This is a genomic window from Blautia sp. OF03-15BH, from assembly GCF_003463065.1.
Lineage (GTDB): Bacteria > Bacillota > Clostridia > Lachnospirales > Lachnospiraceae > Limivivens.
The window spans coordinates 235,672-253,780 of sequence record NZ_QSCM01000001.1; the positions used below are offsets into that span (position 1 = coordinate 235,672).

Annotated in this window: 12 protein-coding genes; 1 reads left to right on the top strand and 11 read right to left on the bottom strand. The window is 46.4% G+C overall.

What is annotated here, in order from left to right; genetic code table 11:
- Positions 1–3: 3 nt before the first annotated feature.
- The 11 genes from DXA57_RS01110 to DXA57_RS01160 form a co-directional block, all read right to left on the bottom strand.
- Complete coding sequence (locus DXA57_RS01110; protein WP_117764063.1) at positions 4–711, bottom strand: hypothetical protein; 708 nt, start codon at positions 709–711, stop codon at positions 4–6.
- Between the two features lie 7 nt (positions 712–718).
- Positions 719–2,149: a family 43 glycosylhydrolase gene (locus tag DXA57_RS01115; protein ID WP_117764064.1), complete on the bottom strand. Its 1,431-nt coding sequence runs from the start codon at positions 2,147–2,149 to the stop codon at positions 719–721.
- Positions 2,150–2,175: 26 nt separating this feature from the next.
- The gene (locus DXA57_RS01120) at positions 2,176–4,473 is read right to left on the bottom strand and encodes a glycoside hydrolase family 95 protein (RefSeq protein WP_117764065.1); all 2,298 of its coding nucleotides are present in this window, start codon (positions 4,471–4,473) and stop codon (positions 2,176–2,178) included.
- Positions 4,474–4,549: 76 nt separating this feature from the next.
- A complete protein-coding gene (locus DXA57_RS01125) occupies positions 4,550–6,274 on the bottom strand; it encodes a hypothetical protein (RefSeq protein WP_117764066.1) in 1,725 nt (574 codons plus the stop codon).
- A 73-nt stretch (positions 6,275–6,347) separates the two neighbouring features.
- Positions 6,348–7,238, bottom strand: a complete 891-nt coding sequence (locus tag DXA57_RS01130; protein ID WP_117764067.1) for a carbohydrate ABC transporter permease — start codon at positions 7,236–7,238, stop codon at positions 6,348–6,350.
- 16 nt (positions 7,239–7,254) lie between these two features.
- Positions 7,255–8,193: an ABC transporter permease gene (locus DXA57_RS01135; protein WP_117764068.1), complete on the bottom strand. Its 939-nt coding sequence runs from the start codon at positions 8,191–8,193 to the stop codon at positions 7,255–7,257.
- 174 nt (positions 8,194–8,367) lie between these two features.
- The gene (locus DXA57_RS01140; protein ID WP_117764069.1) at positions 8,368–10,689 is read right to left on the bottom strand and encodes an AraC family transcriptional regulator; all 2,322 of its coding nucleotides are present in this window, start codon (positions 10,687–10,689) and stop codon (positions 8,368–8,370) included.
- A gap of 25 nt (positions 10,690–10,714) precedes the next feature.
- On the bottom strand, positions 10,715–13,171 hold the full coding sequence (locus tag DXA57_RS01145) for a glycoside hydrolase family 2 TIM barrel-domain containing protein (protein ID WP_117764070.1): 2,457 nt from the start codon (positions 13,169–13,171) through the stop codon (positions 10,715–10,717).
- Between the two features lie 259 nt (positions 13,172–13,430).
- Complete coding sequence (gene xylB, locus DXA57_RS01150; protein WP_117764071.1) at positions 13,431–14,900, bottom strand: xylulokinase; 1,470 nt, start codon at positions 14,898–14,900, stop codon at positions 13,431–13,433.
- A 98-nt stretch (positions 14,901–14,998) separates the two neighbouring features.
- Positions 14,999–16,483, bottom strand: coding sequence for an L-fucose/L-arabinose isomerase family protein (locus tag DXA57_RS01155; RefSeq protein WP_117764072.1), 1,485 nt, complete (start codon positions 16,481–16,483; stop codon positions 14,999–15,001).
- A gap of 28 nt (positions 16,484–16,511) precedes the next feature.
- Positions 16,512–17,132, bottom strand: a complete 621-nt coding sequence (locus tag DXA57_RS01160; RefSeq protein ID WP_117764073.1) for a DUF4867 family protein — start codon at positions 17,130–17,132, stop codon at positions 16,512–16,514.
- A gap of 330 nt (positions 17,133–17,462) precedes the next feature.
- On the opposite strand from DXA57_RS01160, the gene DXA57_RS01165 reads away from it, so the two are divergent.
- Entirely contained in the window at positions 17,463–18,074 is a 612-nt protein-coding gene (locus DXA57_RS01165) for a YdcF family protein (RefSeq protein ID WP_117764074.1), read from the top strand.
- Positions 18,075–18,109 lie beyond the last annotated feature (35 nt).

Below are 18,109 nucleotides of genomic sequence, written 5' to 3' on the forward strand. Positions count from 1 at the left end.
CTCTCATTTATTGTAAAATGAATATTTGCCCTCTTCCAGCATATTCTGGAGTTTTGCCTCAATAGCTTCTTCTCCCGCCAGATAGGTATCCTTTAGAAATACAAAAGGAACCATCTGATCCTCATCCGGCACCTGATATTTTTCAAACAGGTTCTGGATCAGCTCTCCGTTTTCCCCGGTGCGGGATTCCAGCTCTGCAATCTTATATTCTTCTGGAAAATTCTCCCAGAATCCTTCCATATCCTGACATTCCGGGCAGTCCTTCCGGTAAAAATATACCGCAGATATGTCACAAGCTTCCAGGAATGCTTCCTGTAGGTTCTCTTTGATTTCCTCCATTCCCCGGTACATTTTTCCATCCAGCACCATGACAGGATAAATATATTCCTCATTTTTCAGACCATACATTTCCGCTGTCTTTTCCCACTCCTGCTTTCCGGTGGTTTGAAACACATTGTAACATTGCAGTTCATAAGGATAAGCCTCTTTATAATAAGAAATCTCTTCCTGCACCGCCGCTACAAAGTCTGCTGTTCCGTCACAGCTTCCACAGGCAGTATTATGAAAAAACAAAATCGGAAGCTTTTCTTCGGCAGCTTCTGTTTCTGCTGCCTCCATCACCTCTGTTTCTTCTTTTGTTTCCTGCGCTTCTGTCTGAAGACTTCCCATACCAAGTATGAGAATCACTGCCAGAATCCCCAGTCTTTTCATTTTTTCATCAACCCTTTCTCAGAGTAAAACCTTTAAAGCTTGCCATTCCTGCCCCACGATAGGTAAAATACAGGGTATCCGCTCCTTCCGGGAGTGTAAGATCAGAAGAAATATCCGCCCAGATGTTGGAATAATGCAGCGGAATGACTTTTACCACCGGACCGTCAAAAGCTGTCCGTAGCTCCATGCTTCCATAAGCATAGCCACGAATGGTAAGGGTGATTCCAGAGACACCTTCCAGGTTAAAATACCGGAAACCTGCCGTAGCCGAATCCCTGAGATTTGTAAGATATCCTTCATTCCGGTCTCCGTCCCAGCCCTCTTTTACGATTTTCGGAAAGGATCCATTGCTGTACGCCGGCTCTGCACTATTCCCCACATAGAGCACCGGCTGATCGGTAAACAAATGACACGCAATATAGGAAGGATAATAGCCTTCTCCTTTTAAAGGACCTCCGTTCAGACCACAGGAAGTCAGCTCTGCCTGGCCAAAAAATCCATCTTCCCGGATAGGCAGCTTTTCTGCGCAGCCCTGTCTGGAAAACCAGGTGCCGTTTGTGTGTCTGTGATAAAAAATATACCAGTCTTCCCCAATATTTACAACACTGCCATGATTGTTTGCCCCATAGGCCGCCGGAAGATCTGCCGGTTTATAAGTATCGATTCCGATATCTGCATTGCTGTTTAACACACCTCCGTACTGAAAACCGGAAAGTGGTGATCTACTCCAGGCATAACACAGTTCATGCATGACAATAGAGGAATAAATAAAAAGATACAAGTCTCCTTTTTTCCGGATGGATGCCGCCTCAAAATATTCATGCCCTTCAAAACCGGTTCCTTCACTGTATTCACAGCCGGGAGCTACAAATACCGGTCCTTCCGTGATCGTCAGCATATCCGTATCCAGCACCATTCCCATGGCTCCATGTCTGGACTTATCCCCTCTTCCGCAGAAACCGGTATAAAGATACGTTTTATCACCCTCTGTCAGAACGCCGGGGTCAAACTGCGGCTCGTCCTCCGGCCGTTCTCCAAGTCGTTTTCCTTCTTTGTCATGTACATAACCCAGAAATTCGTATTTTCCGGCCGGCTGATCGCAGACAGCCACAGAGATCAGACTTCTGCTGGACAGTGCGTAGTAAAGATAATATCTTCCATCCGGTCCCCTGGTCACATCCGGTGCGTAGAGACAGCCTTCTCCGGTCTTATTTTCCGGATCATCCTGCCGTCCATAGATCACGCCTTCATACCGCCAGTTTCCCAGCTCATCCACCGGAGCCGACCAGCACACATAATCTCCCATGCAGAACACATCACCGTTATAAAAATCATGAGAACCATAAATATAAACTCTTTCACCAAACACATGGGGTTCCCCGTCCGGAACAAACTCCCAGGACGGAAGATAGGGATTTACTGCCTGTTTCTTTTCCATTTTCTTTATCCTCCTAAGCTAAACGTTTAAAAAATCAGCTGATAAACCTTTCCTTTTTCCATTCTAATCTCATAACCATCTTCCAAAACTTCCCAGAAAACTTCTTTTTCCTCTGTCTCTGCTTTCAACGGTGCTTTTCCAATAAATTTCTGTACTCCGTCATGCATTGGCTTTACAATCGCCTGTTTGAGTTTTCCATCTTTCCAGGTTTCGCTGATCTCTGCTCCACCTCTCGCCTTCAGGCCTCTGACCGTTCCGTTTTTCCATTCCGGTGGAAGTGCAGGAAGAAAATGGATTCCCAGATGGCTCTGTAATAGACATTCCGCCATACCGGAAAGAAGTCCCAGATTTCCGTCGATCTGAAATACCGGATCCACATTCAGCCAGCTTTTCCCAAGGCCTTCGTACAGCATATGATGGATCACTTCTCCCGCCATTTTTCCATCCAGGAATCTGGCAAACAGAGAAATCTGCCAGGCTCCCGGCCAGCCGATCGTGTTGCAGCCGCTTGCTCTTCTGACTTCTACAGATTTTCTAGCTGCTGCAAGATATTCCGGTGTATCCTTCCAGTTAATCTCATCTCCTGGGAAAGCTGCCCACAGGTGGGAGACATGTCCCATATCCGGAGTCAGTTCCTTTTCTTCCTTCGCCCATTCCATGATTCTTCCCTGGGAATCAATTCCATTAGGCCGGAGGCTTTTCAGAATCTTCCGGTATTCTGCCTCATGAGGATTCTTTTCCTGCAGGATCTCTGCACCTTCCAGAACTGCTCTCATCAAAGCCCTGATAATCTGGTTGTCCATAGTCGGCCCCGCACAGATGGGCGTATCATAACCTTCCTCCGTGATAAATCGGTTTTCCGGAGAAACGGACGGGCAGGTAACAAGATATCCTTCCGGGTCTTCAATCAGGAAATCCACAAAAAACAGAGCCAGATCATCCAGAATCGGATAATATTCTTTCAGGAACTTTTTATCCAGGGTATAACGATAATGCTCCCAGATGTGAAGGCCCAGCCAGGCGCCGCCGCACTGCCAGAAGGTTGCCGCACTGTACATATCCTGGGTTCCACAATCTCCGTAATAATCGGTATTATGATGGGCCATCATTCCCCGGCAGCCGTACATCTTCCGTGCTGCCTCTTCTCCCGTTTTCTGCATCTTTTTCAGCTGTTCAAAAACCGGTTCATGAAGCTCGGAAAGATTGCAGACCTCCACCGGCCAGTAGTTCATCTGTTCATTGATATTGATCGTATATTTACTGTCCCAGCTCGGCTCAAACTGATAATTCCAGATTCCCTGCAGATTCATAGGAGAAGAATGTTCTCTTCCTGCCGATACGATCAGATATCTTCCATAGGTGAAATACCGGGAAGCCTCAGGATCTTCTTCCAGGCTGAGCCCGCATCGCTTCATATAGGCTGAAAAATCATTCCGATGTCTTTCCCGTATGGCATCATATCCCTGAAGGACTGCTTTTTTCAGGATTTCCCTCACCGTCTCCGGACAGTTTTCCACCCGGTTATCCGTCACCCCTGTAAGATAGATGACTACCTCCTGGGCATCCAAAGCGATCAGTCTGGAGCCGGCATTTTCAAGTTTTCCATCGGTATACACTTCCGCTCCCATGGCAAACGTCGTTTCTGCTTCATGGGCTTCCAGAAGGATCCGTTTATCTTCTTCTATTGTAAGCCTGTCATATCTGGTAGAACCCCAGACTCCTGCGCTGACAAACTTTCCAGGTCTTCGGTCATCTGGTACTTTCCGGTCAGTAAAGGGATAACGGTTCAGCGCAATATCCAGCCGCATGGCCTTTGGCTCACTGCTCTTCAGCCGAATGCAAATCACGTTATCCGGATAACTGACAAACATCTCTCTTTTATAGGAAATCCCCTGATCCGTATGGGAAATGTTGAGAATTCCGTTTTCCATATCCAGATCAGATATATAATTTTCTCCGTCAGATTCCGGAAACCAGCCCATAGCAAATGGATTTTTCTGATTCATTGCCAGATCCAGTTCTCCCATTGTGGAATAATTTCTCATATTAAAGGGTGCAGAGACCATATAGGAAAACATCAGATCCTCTGCCTCCGCAAATTTCTGCTGCAGAACCAGCTGCTGGATCTCTTTTAAGTGTTCTGCCGCCTTCGGATTGATTCTATCCTGCCCTTTTCCATACCACAAAGAATCTTCATTCAGCTGAATCTTCTCTTTTGAGGTATGACCGTAAACCATTGCACCCAAAAATCCGTTTCCCAGAGGAATTCCGTCCTCCCAGCGCATGGCCGGTTCTCTGTGAATATAATGCTTCTGTTCCTCCATAATCCTGTCCCTCTCTGTTTAAAAAATATCCTGGCAAAATAGAATTCTGCCAGGATATTCTTTCACTTATGACCGTTTATTTCAGATTTGCCATATAAGTATCATATGCTTTCTGATAGGTTGCAATATAGTTTTCAACACCCATCGCATTCAGTTTTTCAATATAGGTATCCCAGTCTTTTTCCACATCCAGATCACCGGTGATGAACTGTACACAGGCCTGGTTTACATAGCCACCGATGGTCAGAGTACCTTCGGAGACCACCTGTGCATCCTGTCCTTCAAATACCAGGTTCGGAACGATGGTAGATTCATCCGGTGCAAATTCAGAATACTGCTCTGCTGCTTTCTGAAGGAAACCTTCTCCCTTATCCGGATCCTCTACCCTCTGACTTGCACGGAAAGCTTTGGTACCGCAGCCGATGGTCGCATCTGATGCCCAGTAATAATTCTTACCATAATCCGATTTATATCCGTTTCCAAGCCAGTCATAATCATCCGGAATTGCATGTTTCTCATAAACAGGCGGATTGCCATCCAGACCAACACCCTCTGTTGTATAATCCCATCCAAGGCCTTCCGGTCCACAGGACTGAACGATACTTGGCTCTGTGTTACAGAGGAAATCAAAAAGTGCGACTGCGATCTCCGGATATTTGCAGTTTGCAGAAACAACACCCTGACAGGATGCAAAATAGTTATTCAGACCCATAACAGAAAATCTGACACCATCCGGTCCCTCTACCGGACTGAATACTGCCCAGTTCTGCCACGGTCCGTCGGTGTTGGACCAGAAATGCGTTCCGTCTACCTGCGGAGCACCGCCGGCATGGACTGCTACCAGATTTGCATCCTCATTATCCAGAAGAGAAGTAAACTGGGTGCTGTCCTGTGTAAAGGTCTGGTTGTCCAGGAGACCTTCCGCATACAGTTTGTGGATATACTCCATTGCCTTTTTGTACCCTTCCGACATCGGAGAATACTCGATCTTGCCATCATTAATAACCAGTCCGGCTGCAACGGTCGGATTGGTATTGCTCAGCGGGTTGTTGTTCTCAACAAAGGCATTGACAAGCCAGTTAGTCGGATCGGTAGCCCAGCCGCCGATGTAACCGGTCATGGGAACTTCATCGGCGATCCCGTTTCCGTTCGGATCGTTCTCTTTTACTTTCTTCAGAAAATCATAAAGTTCGTCCGTAGTTTCGGGAACATGACCGTCATTGAGGGATTCTACCCAGGGCATGTAGATATACATACGGTTCTGGAACTGGCAGTGATAACACTCATTGGTCTGACCATAATTATAAATGTGACCGTCTGACATCGTGATATCTCCCAGTCTGCTGGGACACTCTTCGTTCATATCATTCCAGCGGGGTGCATCTTTCAGGTAATCATCCAGCGGAATCACCAAGCCCTGCTGTCCATAAGACTGCAGCTCGGATTTGTTCCAGTTGGTTGCGAGGAAAATATCCGGCATACTGCCAGGATCCGTCATGATCAGGTTCAGTTTTGTCTTCGCATCATCGCCGTCCAGATCATATACGAAGTTCAGATGAATATTCGTCTTTTCTTCGATATAATCGGTCACATAGTTGGTCTGGAAGGTTCCTCCGCCTGTGTTAGTCGCATACACAAATACGGTCAGCTCCAGCTTCTCCTTCAACGGAAAAGTGACATCACTTACGGACTCAAAACTGAACGGATCCTCGTCTGCCGCAACGGATAAGGCTCCTCCGCTCACGGTCATAGCTGCTGCTGTCATCAGCGCCAAAAGCTTTTTGATGGTTCTTTTCTTCATGTTACGTTCCTCCTTTTTTATTCCCTCTTATTCTAAACGGGGACTCAGCGCCCTGTTTATTCATTATTGAATGTCAGCCCTTTACCGAACCGATCATGACACCTTTTACAAAATATTTCTGTACAAAGGGGTAAATAAGCATTAACGGCAGGCTGCTGATAATGATAGTCGCATATTTCAGCATTTCACTTAAGTACTGATTCTCTGCGATCCGCGCCGGATCGATATTGGAAGAGCTCAGATTGACCTGTGACATCAGGATGATCCTCCGGAGAATCAGCTGCAAGGTATACCTATTTTCTGAATTCAGATAGATCATCGGGTTAAAATAAGAATTCCAGAGCCCCACTGCCACCCACAGGGCCAGTACAGCCACGATAGGCATAGACAACGGAATGACAATACTCATAAAAAACCGGAAATCGGAACAGCCATCCACCTTTGCCGCTTCCAGAAGCTCCTGCGGAATATTCTGCCTGAAAAAAGTTCTTGCCACGATCACGTTATAAGCACTGACAGAACCTGGAAGAATCACAGCCCACATGGTATTGACCAGTCCCAGATTCTTTACCAGAAGATAGGTCGGAATCAGCCCGCCTGAAAACATCATGGTGAAAAGAAAAAGTGCCATAAATACCTTTCCGCCTCGCAGATCTTCCCTGGAAAGTGGATAAGCTGCCAGTAATGTCAGTGCAACACTGAGAAGTGTTCCCAGTACCGTATAAATAATTGAGTTCTTATACCCCACCCAGATTGCACGGTATTCAAATACTGCCTTATAGCTCTGCAAAGTCGGTTCCACCGGCAAAAATTTTACCTTTCCTGATACCAGTGCATTGCCCGAACTGAACGAGCAGCTGACGATATAGATCAAAGGATACAAAACGATCAGAAGCATCAGTGTCAGAAAAACATAGTTGAAAAAATAGACAACTTTGTCCTGTGTGATTTTTTTCTTTTTCATATTCCCATTCCTCCAATCAGATAAATCCATCCCCGGTAACTTTGTCTGCAATCTTATTCGTAACCAGGATCAGCACCAGCCCTACCAGTGACTGGAAAAGGCCAATAGCTGTAGAATATCCGTAATCCGGGAAGGTCGATACCAGTGATACTTTATAGGAATAAGTCGTAATAACTTCTGACACCGCCATATTGTTCTGATTCTGCATCGCCAGGACTTTCTCATAACCGATATTCAGAACACTTCCCATATTCAGGATCAGCATAATGATCGCCGTGGGAAGAATTGCCGGAATATCCACATACCGGATTCTCTGAAGAAGTGTTGCCCCATCAATGATAGCTGCTTCATGCTGCTGCATATCAACCCCTGCCAGGGCTGCAATATAAATGATGGCTCCGAACCCTACGCCCTGCCAGACACCGGTCCATACATACAGGGAAGGAAAGATCTCGGGACTTCCAAGCACATTGATTCCAAATTTATTATGAAGAAAGCTTCCAAGCACACCCATCCGGTTATCAAACATCATATTGATGATTCCCACAAATACAATGGTGGAAATAAAGTAAGGACAATAAGTAACCATCTGCACGGTTTTCTTAAAACGGTAATTTCCCACATAGTTCAGACCCAGTGCAAGAAGAATGGCACATGGCATGGACACCAGCAGGGAATAAATGGAAAGTACCAGTGTATTTCTCAGACACTCTTTAAAATTATAGTTATTAAAGAAGCGGATAAAATTGTTCAGCCCGTGGTTTTCTGCCCAAGGGCTCTTCCATATTCCCAAGCTCACCTGATACTTCTTAAATGCAAGAATGATTCCATACATTGGTGCGTAGGAAAAAACTACCAGAACGATCAGGGGTGCCACCAACATCGCGTACAGCTGCCAGTGACCTTTCAGGTAAGTTTTCCATTGTTTTTTTGATCTGCGATCTTTCTCTTTCATATTCCCCAGCCCTCCTTCAACTGCGTATGAATTTTTCTATCCCCACTATAAAAGCCGGACTGGAAAAAGTAAATATACACTTTCCAAATCCGGCTACTCAATAATTTTCAGCTGTTTATATTCTTTTTTTCTGTTGATTATTCCCTTTTTCAACGCATATACCCAGCAAAATTCCTACTTTTTCCGGTATTCTGAGGTATTCATCCCCGTCACCCGGCGGAAAGCCCGACAGAAGGAATTGGCTGAGGTATACCCTGTTTTCTCCGCAATATCTTTTACCGTAAGATCGGTATTCTCCAGCAGTTCCTTTGCCTTTTCAATCCGGACATCTTCCACATAGCAGGAAAACTTTGTTCCCTGTATATTTTTAAAAACAGTGGAAAGATACGATTCACTCACTGAATACAGGGATGCAGCCTGCGTCAGGGACAGAGTACTGTCTGCATAATTCATATGGATAAGCTTTATTACTTCCGTCACCAGCCCATCCGCATCTTGTGCCTGCCTCCGGTCACTTATAAAACTGCACAGCTCCCGGTACAGATTGAGGGTAATATGGATCTGATTGATCAGCGGCTCCCCCTGGTTTTTTTCCAGTCTTTCATAGAAAGGACGCAGTTCCTCTTCTTCCGCATCTATTTTTTCCAGCATCCGAAGAAAGATCAACTGAAGTTCACTGAACAGCATCTGCTGCAGATAGGATGACATACTGGTGCCGAGTACCCATTTTTTCATCAGCTGCTCCAGTTCATCATGCAGGGCAGACTGATCTCCGGAAAAAACACAGGAAACCAGTCGTACTTCCAATGCACCGGAAGGATAAATTTTCCGTCCTCTTCCACCTGCCTGCTGCCAGTAGATCGTTTTCTCTAATTTTTCAATTCCATACTGTTCCAGCCCCATACTGTTCCGGTAAGCTTCACTCAGTTCTGTCAGATGATCCACTGCCTCACTTCCGAAAACAAACAGGTGACTGGCAATTTCAGAAGGCATCTGCTTTTTCATACATTCTACATGCTCTTCCATTTGCTGGCGGAAGGTATCCTTTTTGTCCGTATTGACTGCCATCACAAGCACTGTCTGATTGCTTCCGAGATTTGTAGAAAAACTTCCTGGAAGTTCTTTTTCCATCGCCTCCGTCAAAGACAGTGTACAGGTCGTCACCAGTTCCGGTTCCATGGTATCCCAGGGTATTTCAAAGCTGAACAAAAACAGGATAAACTCTTTTCCTCTATGCTCCAGCCCCACATACTCTGCCCTTTTTTCTGCTTCTTCTTCCGTACTGATATCTCCCAGAAGGAGGCGCAAAAGGAAGGCAGACTTAAGGTAAGGCTTCTGACTTTCAATTACCGCAGACAGATCACTGTTTTGTTTTACGAGATAAGCGAAATTATTTTTCAGGCTGGTAAACACCGGCTGATGATCTTCACCTTTTTCCGTTATTCTTGCAATTTCACCAAGAATCTCGTTGATGGGCACAACCGTCTTTCTTGACATCAGATAGCTGAGCCATATTCCAGCAAGGATACTGAAAATAATGATCAGAAAGGCGATTCGGAAAACAGACAGCATTCTCTCTTTCAGTACATTATCTGCATACAGAACAGAATAGCTGAAGCCAAAAGTATCGGAAGCAGTGCTCATCAGATGATAACTTTTTCCGTCTATTTTCAGGTTCGCAGCTTTTCTTCCATCTTCTCCCGCAGCTTTTCCGGCCAGATCCAGGACCTTTTCCTGATTTTCTTTTACATTCTCCCCGGCTGCATAATAAATTACTTCCCCGGCTGCATTTTTAATATACTGTATGCTGTTTTCATCCAGAGCCGGCATCCGGTTTTCGATCGAAGACCGGTCAAAAAGGATCCAGATACTGGAACGGGTAGCAACATCGCTGGTCAGCAGCGGTTTGGCAAAGCAGAACAGTTTTTTTTCTCCAGTCTTCCGATAAGTATAATTCTTCTCTGGATTCACTCCGGAAACAACAGCATTCTCCAGCATATAGGCTTTCCACTCTTCAAAAGAAGCAAAACCTTCTTCACGCAGATAGAGATCATAGAAATCTTCCCATGTATAAATATCTTTATCGTTGATCACCAGATCGCTTTTATCAAAAAAGATAAAATAATGATCCACGTTTTGGTTAATCAGCCCGATTTTGGGCAATGCATCCCTCAGTTCATTTAAACGATAGCTGTCCGGACTCTGCCACACCTCTGTTCCTTTATACTTCATCTGATTCACATAATTGTTGGTAGTCAGTGTATTGCCGATGCTTTCAAAATCATCAATCATGCTGTCCATCTGGTCTGACGCATGCTCCAGTTCCTTCTGGCGCATGTCAAAATCATCCGTTTCCAGCATTCCTATGATCCGAAAGAAATAAATACTGCAGATCAGAAGCGGCACAAGAAATACGATCAGATATGTAGGCAGAAACTGGCGGAGAATATGGTTTTTCTGCTTTTTTACTTTATAACTGCTTTTATTCTCCACCATATTTTCTGTCCTCCTCGCATTTTCATCAACCAATTACAACCTGCACCTGTTTCATGCCTTCTGCCGATACTGTCAGAACCGTTTTTCCCGTTTCATAACTGCTCCGGATAACAGCTGTTGCATGACCGCCAAAGCTTGTTGTTTTATTATCTGTATAATTTTCTTCTGTCACAGGGTTACCTGTTCCAAAACCTGCCAGATAGCCGCTGCCTTCCGTAAATGCCGTCAGCTCTATGGCTGCATCCGTCACCAGTCTGCCTTTTTCATCCAGAACATCAATGTTTACATAGACCAGATCATGGCCATCTGCCCTCATGACCGTTTTCTCCGGAATGACGGAAAGCTTTGCAGGTTTTCCGGAAGTTTCCAACTGATCCCTACTGATCTCCTGCCCTTTGCTGTAGCTGACTGCCTCCAGTTTTCCGGGCGTATAGATAAGTTCAAAGCTGACAGAACCCGGCATTTTGCCATCCTTTGTAACTGCCTTTCTCTCCACAGGCTGTCCGTCTTTGATAAGCTCCACTTCTTCTGCTCCTGAGAAAATGAGGACTTCCACCGGCTTATTCTCATAACCGCTGTAATTCCAGTTTCTGTCAACCGCCGGAAAGCCCCACAGACTGGTAATCTCTGTCTTTCCATAAGTTTCCGGATGCCTGGAAAACAGATACGTCTTGTCACTTCCCCAGACAACACTCCGGTATGCTCCCTGAGGACGCATGTGACCTGTGATATCAAAATCGGCATCGTTTGCCGTCCTCCAGGGATAAGGCGACGTTTCATGCGCCATTAAAGCTCCAGGTCCTTTTTTCAGCAGTGGATCGTCCTTCTCTACGGATACGGCTTTACCGATTCCTGCCTCTCCGATGTAATCCCAGGCTGTCCAGGTAAAATCTCCGATCACATAAGGAAGCCTCTCCACCATAGGCCAGCGGAAACCGATTTCTTTCGGGAAATTTTCGGACCCCAGGATCACTCTCTCCGGGAAAAGTTCATGGTCTCTTTCGTAAAGATCTTCCATGTAGTTGTACCCGACAATATCCAGCCCATTGGTAAAGGGTTCCGTACACCGTTCCCAAAGATCAGAATGGTTCTCATCCTTCGCATTCTGGCTCTGATCCTGTCCTCTGGCCATGGCATCATCCAGGCCGCTCCAGAAGGAACAGATCCCATTGCTCACCGGTCGAGTCGGATCCAGTTCTCTTATGGCTTCCGCCAGCTGAGTCGCCCGCGTATATCCATTGTTTAAACCGCCCCGTTCCGGGATCTCATTACCCGTAGACCAGATAATGACAGAGGGATGTGGTCTGTCTCTCCGCACAAAGGCTGTCAGATCTTTTTTCCACTGGCTTTCAAAGTACTGGCTGTAATCACCTGTCCGCTTTGCGATTCCCCAGGCATCAAAAGCTTCATCAAACACATACATGCCCAATCGGTCGCAGGCTTCCAGCAGAGCCAGAGAAGGCGGGTTATGTGTGGTCCGGATCGCATTGAAACCGATCTCTTTCAGTTTTTTCACTTTTCTGACTTCGCTCTCATACAGAGAAATGGCACCGAGAAGACCATTGTCATGATGCAGGCAGCCGCCTTTTAATTTTTCTGTTTTTCCATTGATGCGAAGTCCGCGGATGGAATCTGCAGTGATCGTCCGGATTCCAAACAGGGTGGTTGCTTCATCAACGGTATTCTCTTCATTTTTCACAAAATGCGTACGGAAGGTACCGATATTCTCAGCGGTTGCCCTGACCTGATAAAGATTGGGCTTTTCAACGCTCCAGATTTCCGGCTGTTTCAGGTGAAGAGCCATTCTTGCCGTCTCCTGGCTGTTCGGATTTATCTGAACAACACGTTCTGCCTTTGCCTTGATCTTCGTACTTCCTTCTTCCATCAGCATAACCGTCACTTTCACCAGACGGTTTTCCAGAGTGGCATTCGAAAGATCCACCTGTGCTTCCAGGAATGCGGTTTCACCGGTAACTTCTTTTGTATAGACAAAAACTCCATCGTTTTGGATATGTACTCTGGGGCTGTGGCAAAGCACCAGTCCGCGGAAAAGTCCGGATCCGGTATACCATCTGGAGCTCGGCTGCACACCGGTATTCACATTCACCGTGATACGGTTTTCTTCTCCAAAGGCGACATAATCCGTGATATCCACATAAAAAGGCGCATACCCGTAATGATGTTCTCCCACCTTACAGCCATTGATGTCAATGCTTGCATGCATCATCGCTCCGTCAAACTTAAGCCCGATGCATTCCTCTTTCCATTCCACCGGAACTTTTATGTTTTTTGTATAATTACAGGTATCTCCCGGAAAATATCCGGAATCCACACTTGCCGCTGCTTCTTTGGAAACAGAAAGGCTGATCATTCCATCATGGGGCAGATCCACTGCTTTTCCCGGATCTGCTTCCAGCATTCCAATAGAATCCAGCATTCCTCTTCTGAACGTCCATTTCTCATCAAGCATTATCTGCTGCATATTTGTTCCCCCTTTCATTCATATACCCTATATATTTTTAATATAAAATACCATACTTTATAGTGCTTTTCAACAATTATTTATGCTGATTTCCTTTGTTTTGTGTTATTTTTAGACAAAAACAGACCGGTTTAGCTCTTTCTGCATCTCCGGTCTGTTTTTATCTTCTGCCAGTGGCTACGTCGATTGACGACAACGCAGCAGATGAAAAATCAGACAAGTCAATATGGCGGTTACTTAGTATTCACTGTGCTAGTTATCAGAGGATCTCCGAATAGATATCCTTCAGTGCCGGATAAATTTTAGCAAATTTCCGGTATTTTTCTTCGTATTTTCCTGTAAGCTCCGGATCCGGTTCTACGGTATCTACCACTTTAACGATATGGGCCGCCGCATCTTCCACGGAGGTATATTCGCCGCAGGCTACCGCTGCCAGCATGGCTCCGCCAAGACCTGGTCCTTCCTCGCTTTTCATGATATCAACCGGAATACCAAGGACATTTGCCACGATTTTTCTCCAAAGAGGGCTCTTGGCACCACCGCCGCAGATCTTTGTGCGGGTGATGGGAATGCCGAGAGATCTGGCAATCTCAAAGGAATCGCGGATGGCAAAGGCTACACCTTCCAGGACAGCCTGCGTCATATCGGCTCTTGTAGTATCCATGGTCATACCAATAAACGTGCCGCGGGCATCCGGATTGTTGTGAGGAGAACGCTCACCCATGAGATAAGGCAGGAAAAAGACATGATTTTCGCCAAGCTTCGTGATGTTCTTCTGCTCACCTGCATAATCCTTCGTGCCGATGATCTCGTCCATCCACCATTTGTTACAGGAAGCTGCGCTGAGCATGCAGCCCATGAGGTGATATTTGCCGTCCGCATGGGCGAAAGCGTGAAGCGCATTGTTGCTGTCTACGCAGAACTCTTCACTGGAAACGAAAATGGTTCCGGAGGTTCCAAGGGAAATGTTGCACTGGCCGTCGCCGACCGTTCCGGTTCCCACAGCCGCTGCTGCGTTGTCTCCGGCTCCTGCTGCCACTTTGACGTTCTCCGGCAGCTTTAAAAGGGCTGCCACATTCGGTTTCAGAGTGCCGACACATTCATAGCTTTCATAGATCTTTGCCACCTGATCCTTACGGATGCCACAGATCTTCAACATTTCTTCTGACCAGCATTTATTTTTCACATCAAAGATCAGCATACCGGAAGCGTCAGACACGTCTGTACAGAAGGTTCCTGTAAGGCGGTAAGCCAGGTAATCCTTCGGCAGCATGATCTTGCTGATCCGGGCAAAATTTTCCGGCTCATTCTCTCTGACCCAGAGGATCTTCGGAGCGGTAAAGCCTGCGAAAGCGATGTTGGCGGTATATTCGGAAAGCTTGTCTTTTCCGATGACTTCATTTAAGTAATTGGTCTCTTTTCCGGTTCTTCCGTCATTCCAGAGGATAGCCGGACGGATGACTTCGTCATTTTCATCCAGCATGACAAGACCGTGCATCTGTCCGCCAAAGCTCAGGCCGGCAACTTTCTCTCTGTCCGTTTCCGGTACCAGCTCCCGGATGCCTTCCACCACAGCGCTCCACCAGTCCTCCGGCTTCTGTTCTGACCAGCCCGGATGGGGGAAATATAAGGAATATTCCTTTGAAACCATATTTCTGATGGTACCGTCCGCCTTCATAAGAAGCAATTTAACAGCGGAAGTACCAAGATCTACTCCAATATAGTACATATTCATTCTCCTTTTGAATCGTTGCCGTTTTTTGATAGAAAGAAGCCGGACTGCCTGTGACAAGTCCTAAGCAGTCCGGCTTTTTCTTTTGTCCGATGTCAGGCAAAGGGATTCTCTGTCTTATAGAGCATGCCCTTCGGCTGATTGAAACCGATCTCATCTACTTCTACACCGATGTATTTGAATACTTCATAGAGTGCTTTTCCATAATGGCCGAATGCAACAGCTCCATGATGCGGATAGTTCTTCTCAATGAGAACATGACGATAGAATCTTCCCATCTCCGGAATTGCAAAAACACCGATGGAACCGAAGGATTTCGTTGCTACCGGAAGGATCTCGCCCTGTGCCACATAAGCGCGGAGCTTGCAGTCTGCGGTACTCTGCAGACGATAGAAGGTGATGTCGCCCGGTGCGATATCTCCCTCCAGAGTTCCCTGCGTTACCTCTTCCGGAAGAGATCTTGCCATGATGAACTGGTATTTCATAGAACAGAAGGCCAGCTTTCTGGAGCAGGTATTTCCGCAATGGAAGCCCATGAAGGTATCCTTCAGAGTATACGGGAATTTGCCCTCGATGCTCTCTTTGTACATATCCTTCGGAACGGTGTTGTTGATATCCAGCAGGGTAACAGCATCCTCACTGATGCAGGTTCCGATGAACTCGCTGAGTGCTCCGTAGATATCAACCTCACAGGATACCGGAATTCCTCTTCCTGCAAGGCGGCTGTTTACATAGCAGGGAACAAAACCGAACTGGGTCTGGAATGCAGGCCAGCATTTTCCGGCAATGGTCACATACTCACGGTAGCCCTTGTGTGCCTCTACCCAGTCAAGAAGGGTCAGCTCGTACTGAGCCAGTTTCGGCAGGATCTCGGGTTTCCTGTTGCCCTCACCCAGCTCTGCCTCCATATCCTTTACAACCTCCGGAATTCTCGGATCATCGGCATGTTTGTTATAAGCCTCGAAAAGATCAAGCTCTGAGTTCTCCTCGATCTCAACGCCCAGGTTGTAAAGCTGCTGGATCGGCGCATTGCAGGCAAGGAAGTTTAACGGACGGGGACCAAAGCTGATGATCTTCAGTTTGGAAAGACCGATGACTGCTCTTGCGATGGGCAGGAACTCATGGATCATATCTGCACAGTCCTCTGCATCACCCACCGGATACTCCGGAATATAAGCTTTTACGCTTCTCAGTTTCAGGTTATAGCTGGCATTGAGCATTCCGCAGTACGCATCTCCTCTTCCGCCTACCAGGTTGTCACCGCTCTCCTCAGCTGCTGCGACAAACATTTTCGGTCCGTCAAAATGTTTTGCCAACAGAGTCTCCGCGATCTCCGGTCCGAAGTTTCCAAGGTATACGCAGAGGGCATTGCAGCCGGCTTTCTTGATATCCTCAAGAGCCTGAACCATATGGATCTCACTCTCAACGATACAGACGGGACATTCATAGATGTCTGCTGCGTCATATTTCTTTGCATAAGCCTCCACGAGAGCTTTTCTTCTGTTTACAGACAGGGGCTCCGGGAAACAGTCACGGCTCACTGCCACGATACCAACTTTTACTTTGGGAATGTTGTTCATTGTTAAAATCCTCCTTAATATATGTAAATCAATCGAGTTTCAAATTTTCTCCGATGATGCCGTTGAAAGCGCCTTCGATCTTTGCATCCGGATGGGCGATGACCCATTTGTTTGTGCCGAAAAGCAGCTTCTCCTCGTCAGTGGCGTTCTCGTGCTTTTTCATGAGATCCAGGTTGGTTCCCTTCGGAAGAATAACGACCATTCGGAAACCACTCTCCTCTGTGTTGCAGGGTGCATAATGCAGGGTGTCGGCAAAAACTTCCACAGCCGTTCCGGCGGGAACCAAGAATGCCTCCACATTTGCGGAATCATACTGGAAATCCTCGGTGATATCTGCGAGTTTTCCAAGCATCAGTACCAGATCGCTGACTGCCACATCGATCTCGGAAGAACGATGATACTCCAACGCATTCAGAAGCTTGTTCTTTCCGTTACAGTAACCGATCTGTACCGGCATTTCGCCATAGGTACGCTCCACAAGCTCATAGAAAACAGGAAGCGCCTCCAGTTCCGGGACAGAAGCCACATAGACCACATCCTCAGGACAGGGAGTCTTCTTCATCTCCTCAATCAGTTCTTTGAAATCAACATCTTTTACCACACGGCCGTATTTTTTGAATTTTACGTCCGTGACCGGAATCAGGTTCATGAGAAAATTCCTCCTTTTACATTTAGTTTAATGACTGAACTTTTTATTTCAGTATAGAAAAAAAGGAGCTGTTTGTCAACTGTTTTTTCTGATCAAAAAGGCTTTTTTCTATAGCAATTCAATAAAATAATGCAGTCAAGGCGATTTAGCAGGGTGCGAAAGACAAGGATGAAATCTGCAGGCGTGCTGACGCACGACAAAGATTTCTGACACAGTATTTCACACTCTGATGAATCGGATTGGATGCAGTATTTTGCAGAATTGCTATAGCATGGAATCCTGACGGATTCTATGATAAAATGATGCCAACATGAAGAAAGGAGCAGTTTCATGCATTTTTTTGATCCCATTACAGATTTTATTTTTATAGAACATGAAGCGGAAGCGGCAGATGTGATTTTCATCCCAGGAGGCCCCTGCGGAGAGATTGCTCTGCACGCTGCTGAGCTTCATCACCAGGGTTATGCCCCTCTTCTGATTCCTTCCGGAAAGCACAGCATTCTGGATCCCGTCTACCGCGGTGCTCAGTCACCGGAAAAATACCGTGGACGAGAATTCCCGACGGAAGCAGATTTTTTCTCAACGATCCTTCTGGATCAGGGTGTTCCTTCCTCCTGTATCCGACCGGAGCGCCAGGCTACTTTCACTTATGAGAATGCCATCTATACCAGAAAGCTTACGGATGCGCTCGGTCTTACCATCCGGACGGCACTCCTTTCCTGTCAGGCCTATCACGCACGGCGTGCACTCCTTTACTATCAGGCTCTTTTTCCGGATACGAAGATTCTGGTCTCCCCCACCGTCACACAGGGAATCCGAAAGGAAGACTGGTTCCTGAAACCGGAGAGCATCGATGCGGTATTGAAGGAAATGGAACACTGCGGCAGCCAGTTCCATGAAATTATTAAAAAATATCCCGATTACGCCATTCCCATCCACTGATTTCCCCTGATTTTTCGGAAATTTCTGGCAAAACC

Bases quoted from the DNA above. Each gene is read 5' to 3' on its own strand.
- DXA57_RS01160 (WP_117764073.1), bottom strand. From the start codon at position 17,132: ATGAACCTGATTCCGGTCACGGACGTAAAATTCAAAAAATACGGCCGT.
- DXA57_RS01130 (WP_117764067.1), bottom strand. From the start codon at position 7,238: ATGAAAAAGAAAAAAATCACACAGGACAAAGTTGTCTATTTTTTCAAC.
- DXA57_RS01135 (WP_117764068.1), bottom strand. From the start codon at position 8,193: ATGAAAGAGAAAGATCGCAGATCAAAAAAACAATGGAAAACTTACCTG.
- DXA57_RS01140 (WP_117764069.1), bottom strand. From the start codon at position 10,689: ATGGTGGAGAATAAAAGCAGTTATAAAGTAAAAAAGCAGAAAAACCAT.
- DXA57_RS01120 (WP_117764065.1), bottom strand. From the start codon at position 4,473: ATGGAGGAACAGAAGCATTATATTCACAGAGAACCGGCCATGCGCTGG.
- DXA57_RS01125 (WP_117764066.1), bottom strand. From the start codon at position 6,274: ATGAAGAAAAGAACCATCAAAAAGCTTTTGGCGCTGATGACAGCAGCA.
- xylB (WP_117764071.1), bottom strand. From the start codon at position 14,900: ATGTACTATATTGGAGTAGATCTTGGTACTTCCGCTGTTAAATTGCTT.
- DXA57_RS01155 (WP_117764072.1), bottom strand. From the start codon at position 16,483: ATGAACAACATTCCCAAAGTAAAAGTTGGTATCGTGGCAGTGAGCCGT.
- DXA57_RS01165 (WP_117764074.1), top strand. From the start codon at position 17,463: ATGCATTTTTTTGATCCCATTACAGATTTTATTTTTATAGAACATGAA.
- DXA57_RS01115 (WP_117764064.1), bottom strand. From the start codon at position 2,149: ATGGAAAAGAAACAGGCAGTAAATCCCTATCTTCCGTCCTGGGAGTTT.
- DXA57_RS01110 (WP_117764063.1), bottom strand. From the start codon at position 711: ATGAAAAGACTGGGGATTCTGGCAGTGATTCTCATACTTGGTATGGGA.
- DXA57_RS01145 (WP_117764070.1), bottom strand. From the start codon at position 13,171: ATGCAGCAGATAATGCTTGATGAGAAATGGACGTTCAGAAGAGGAATG.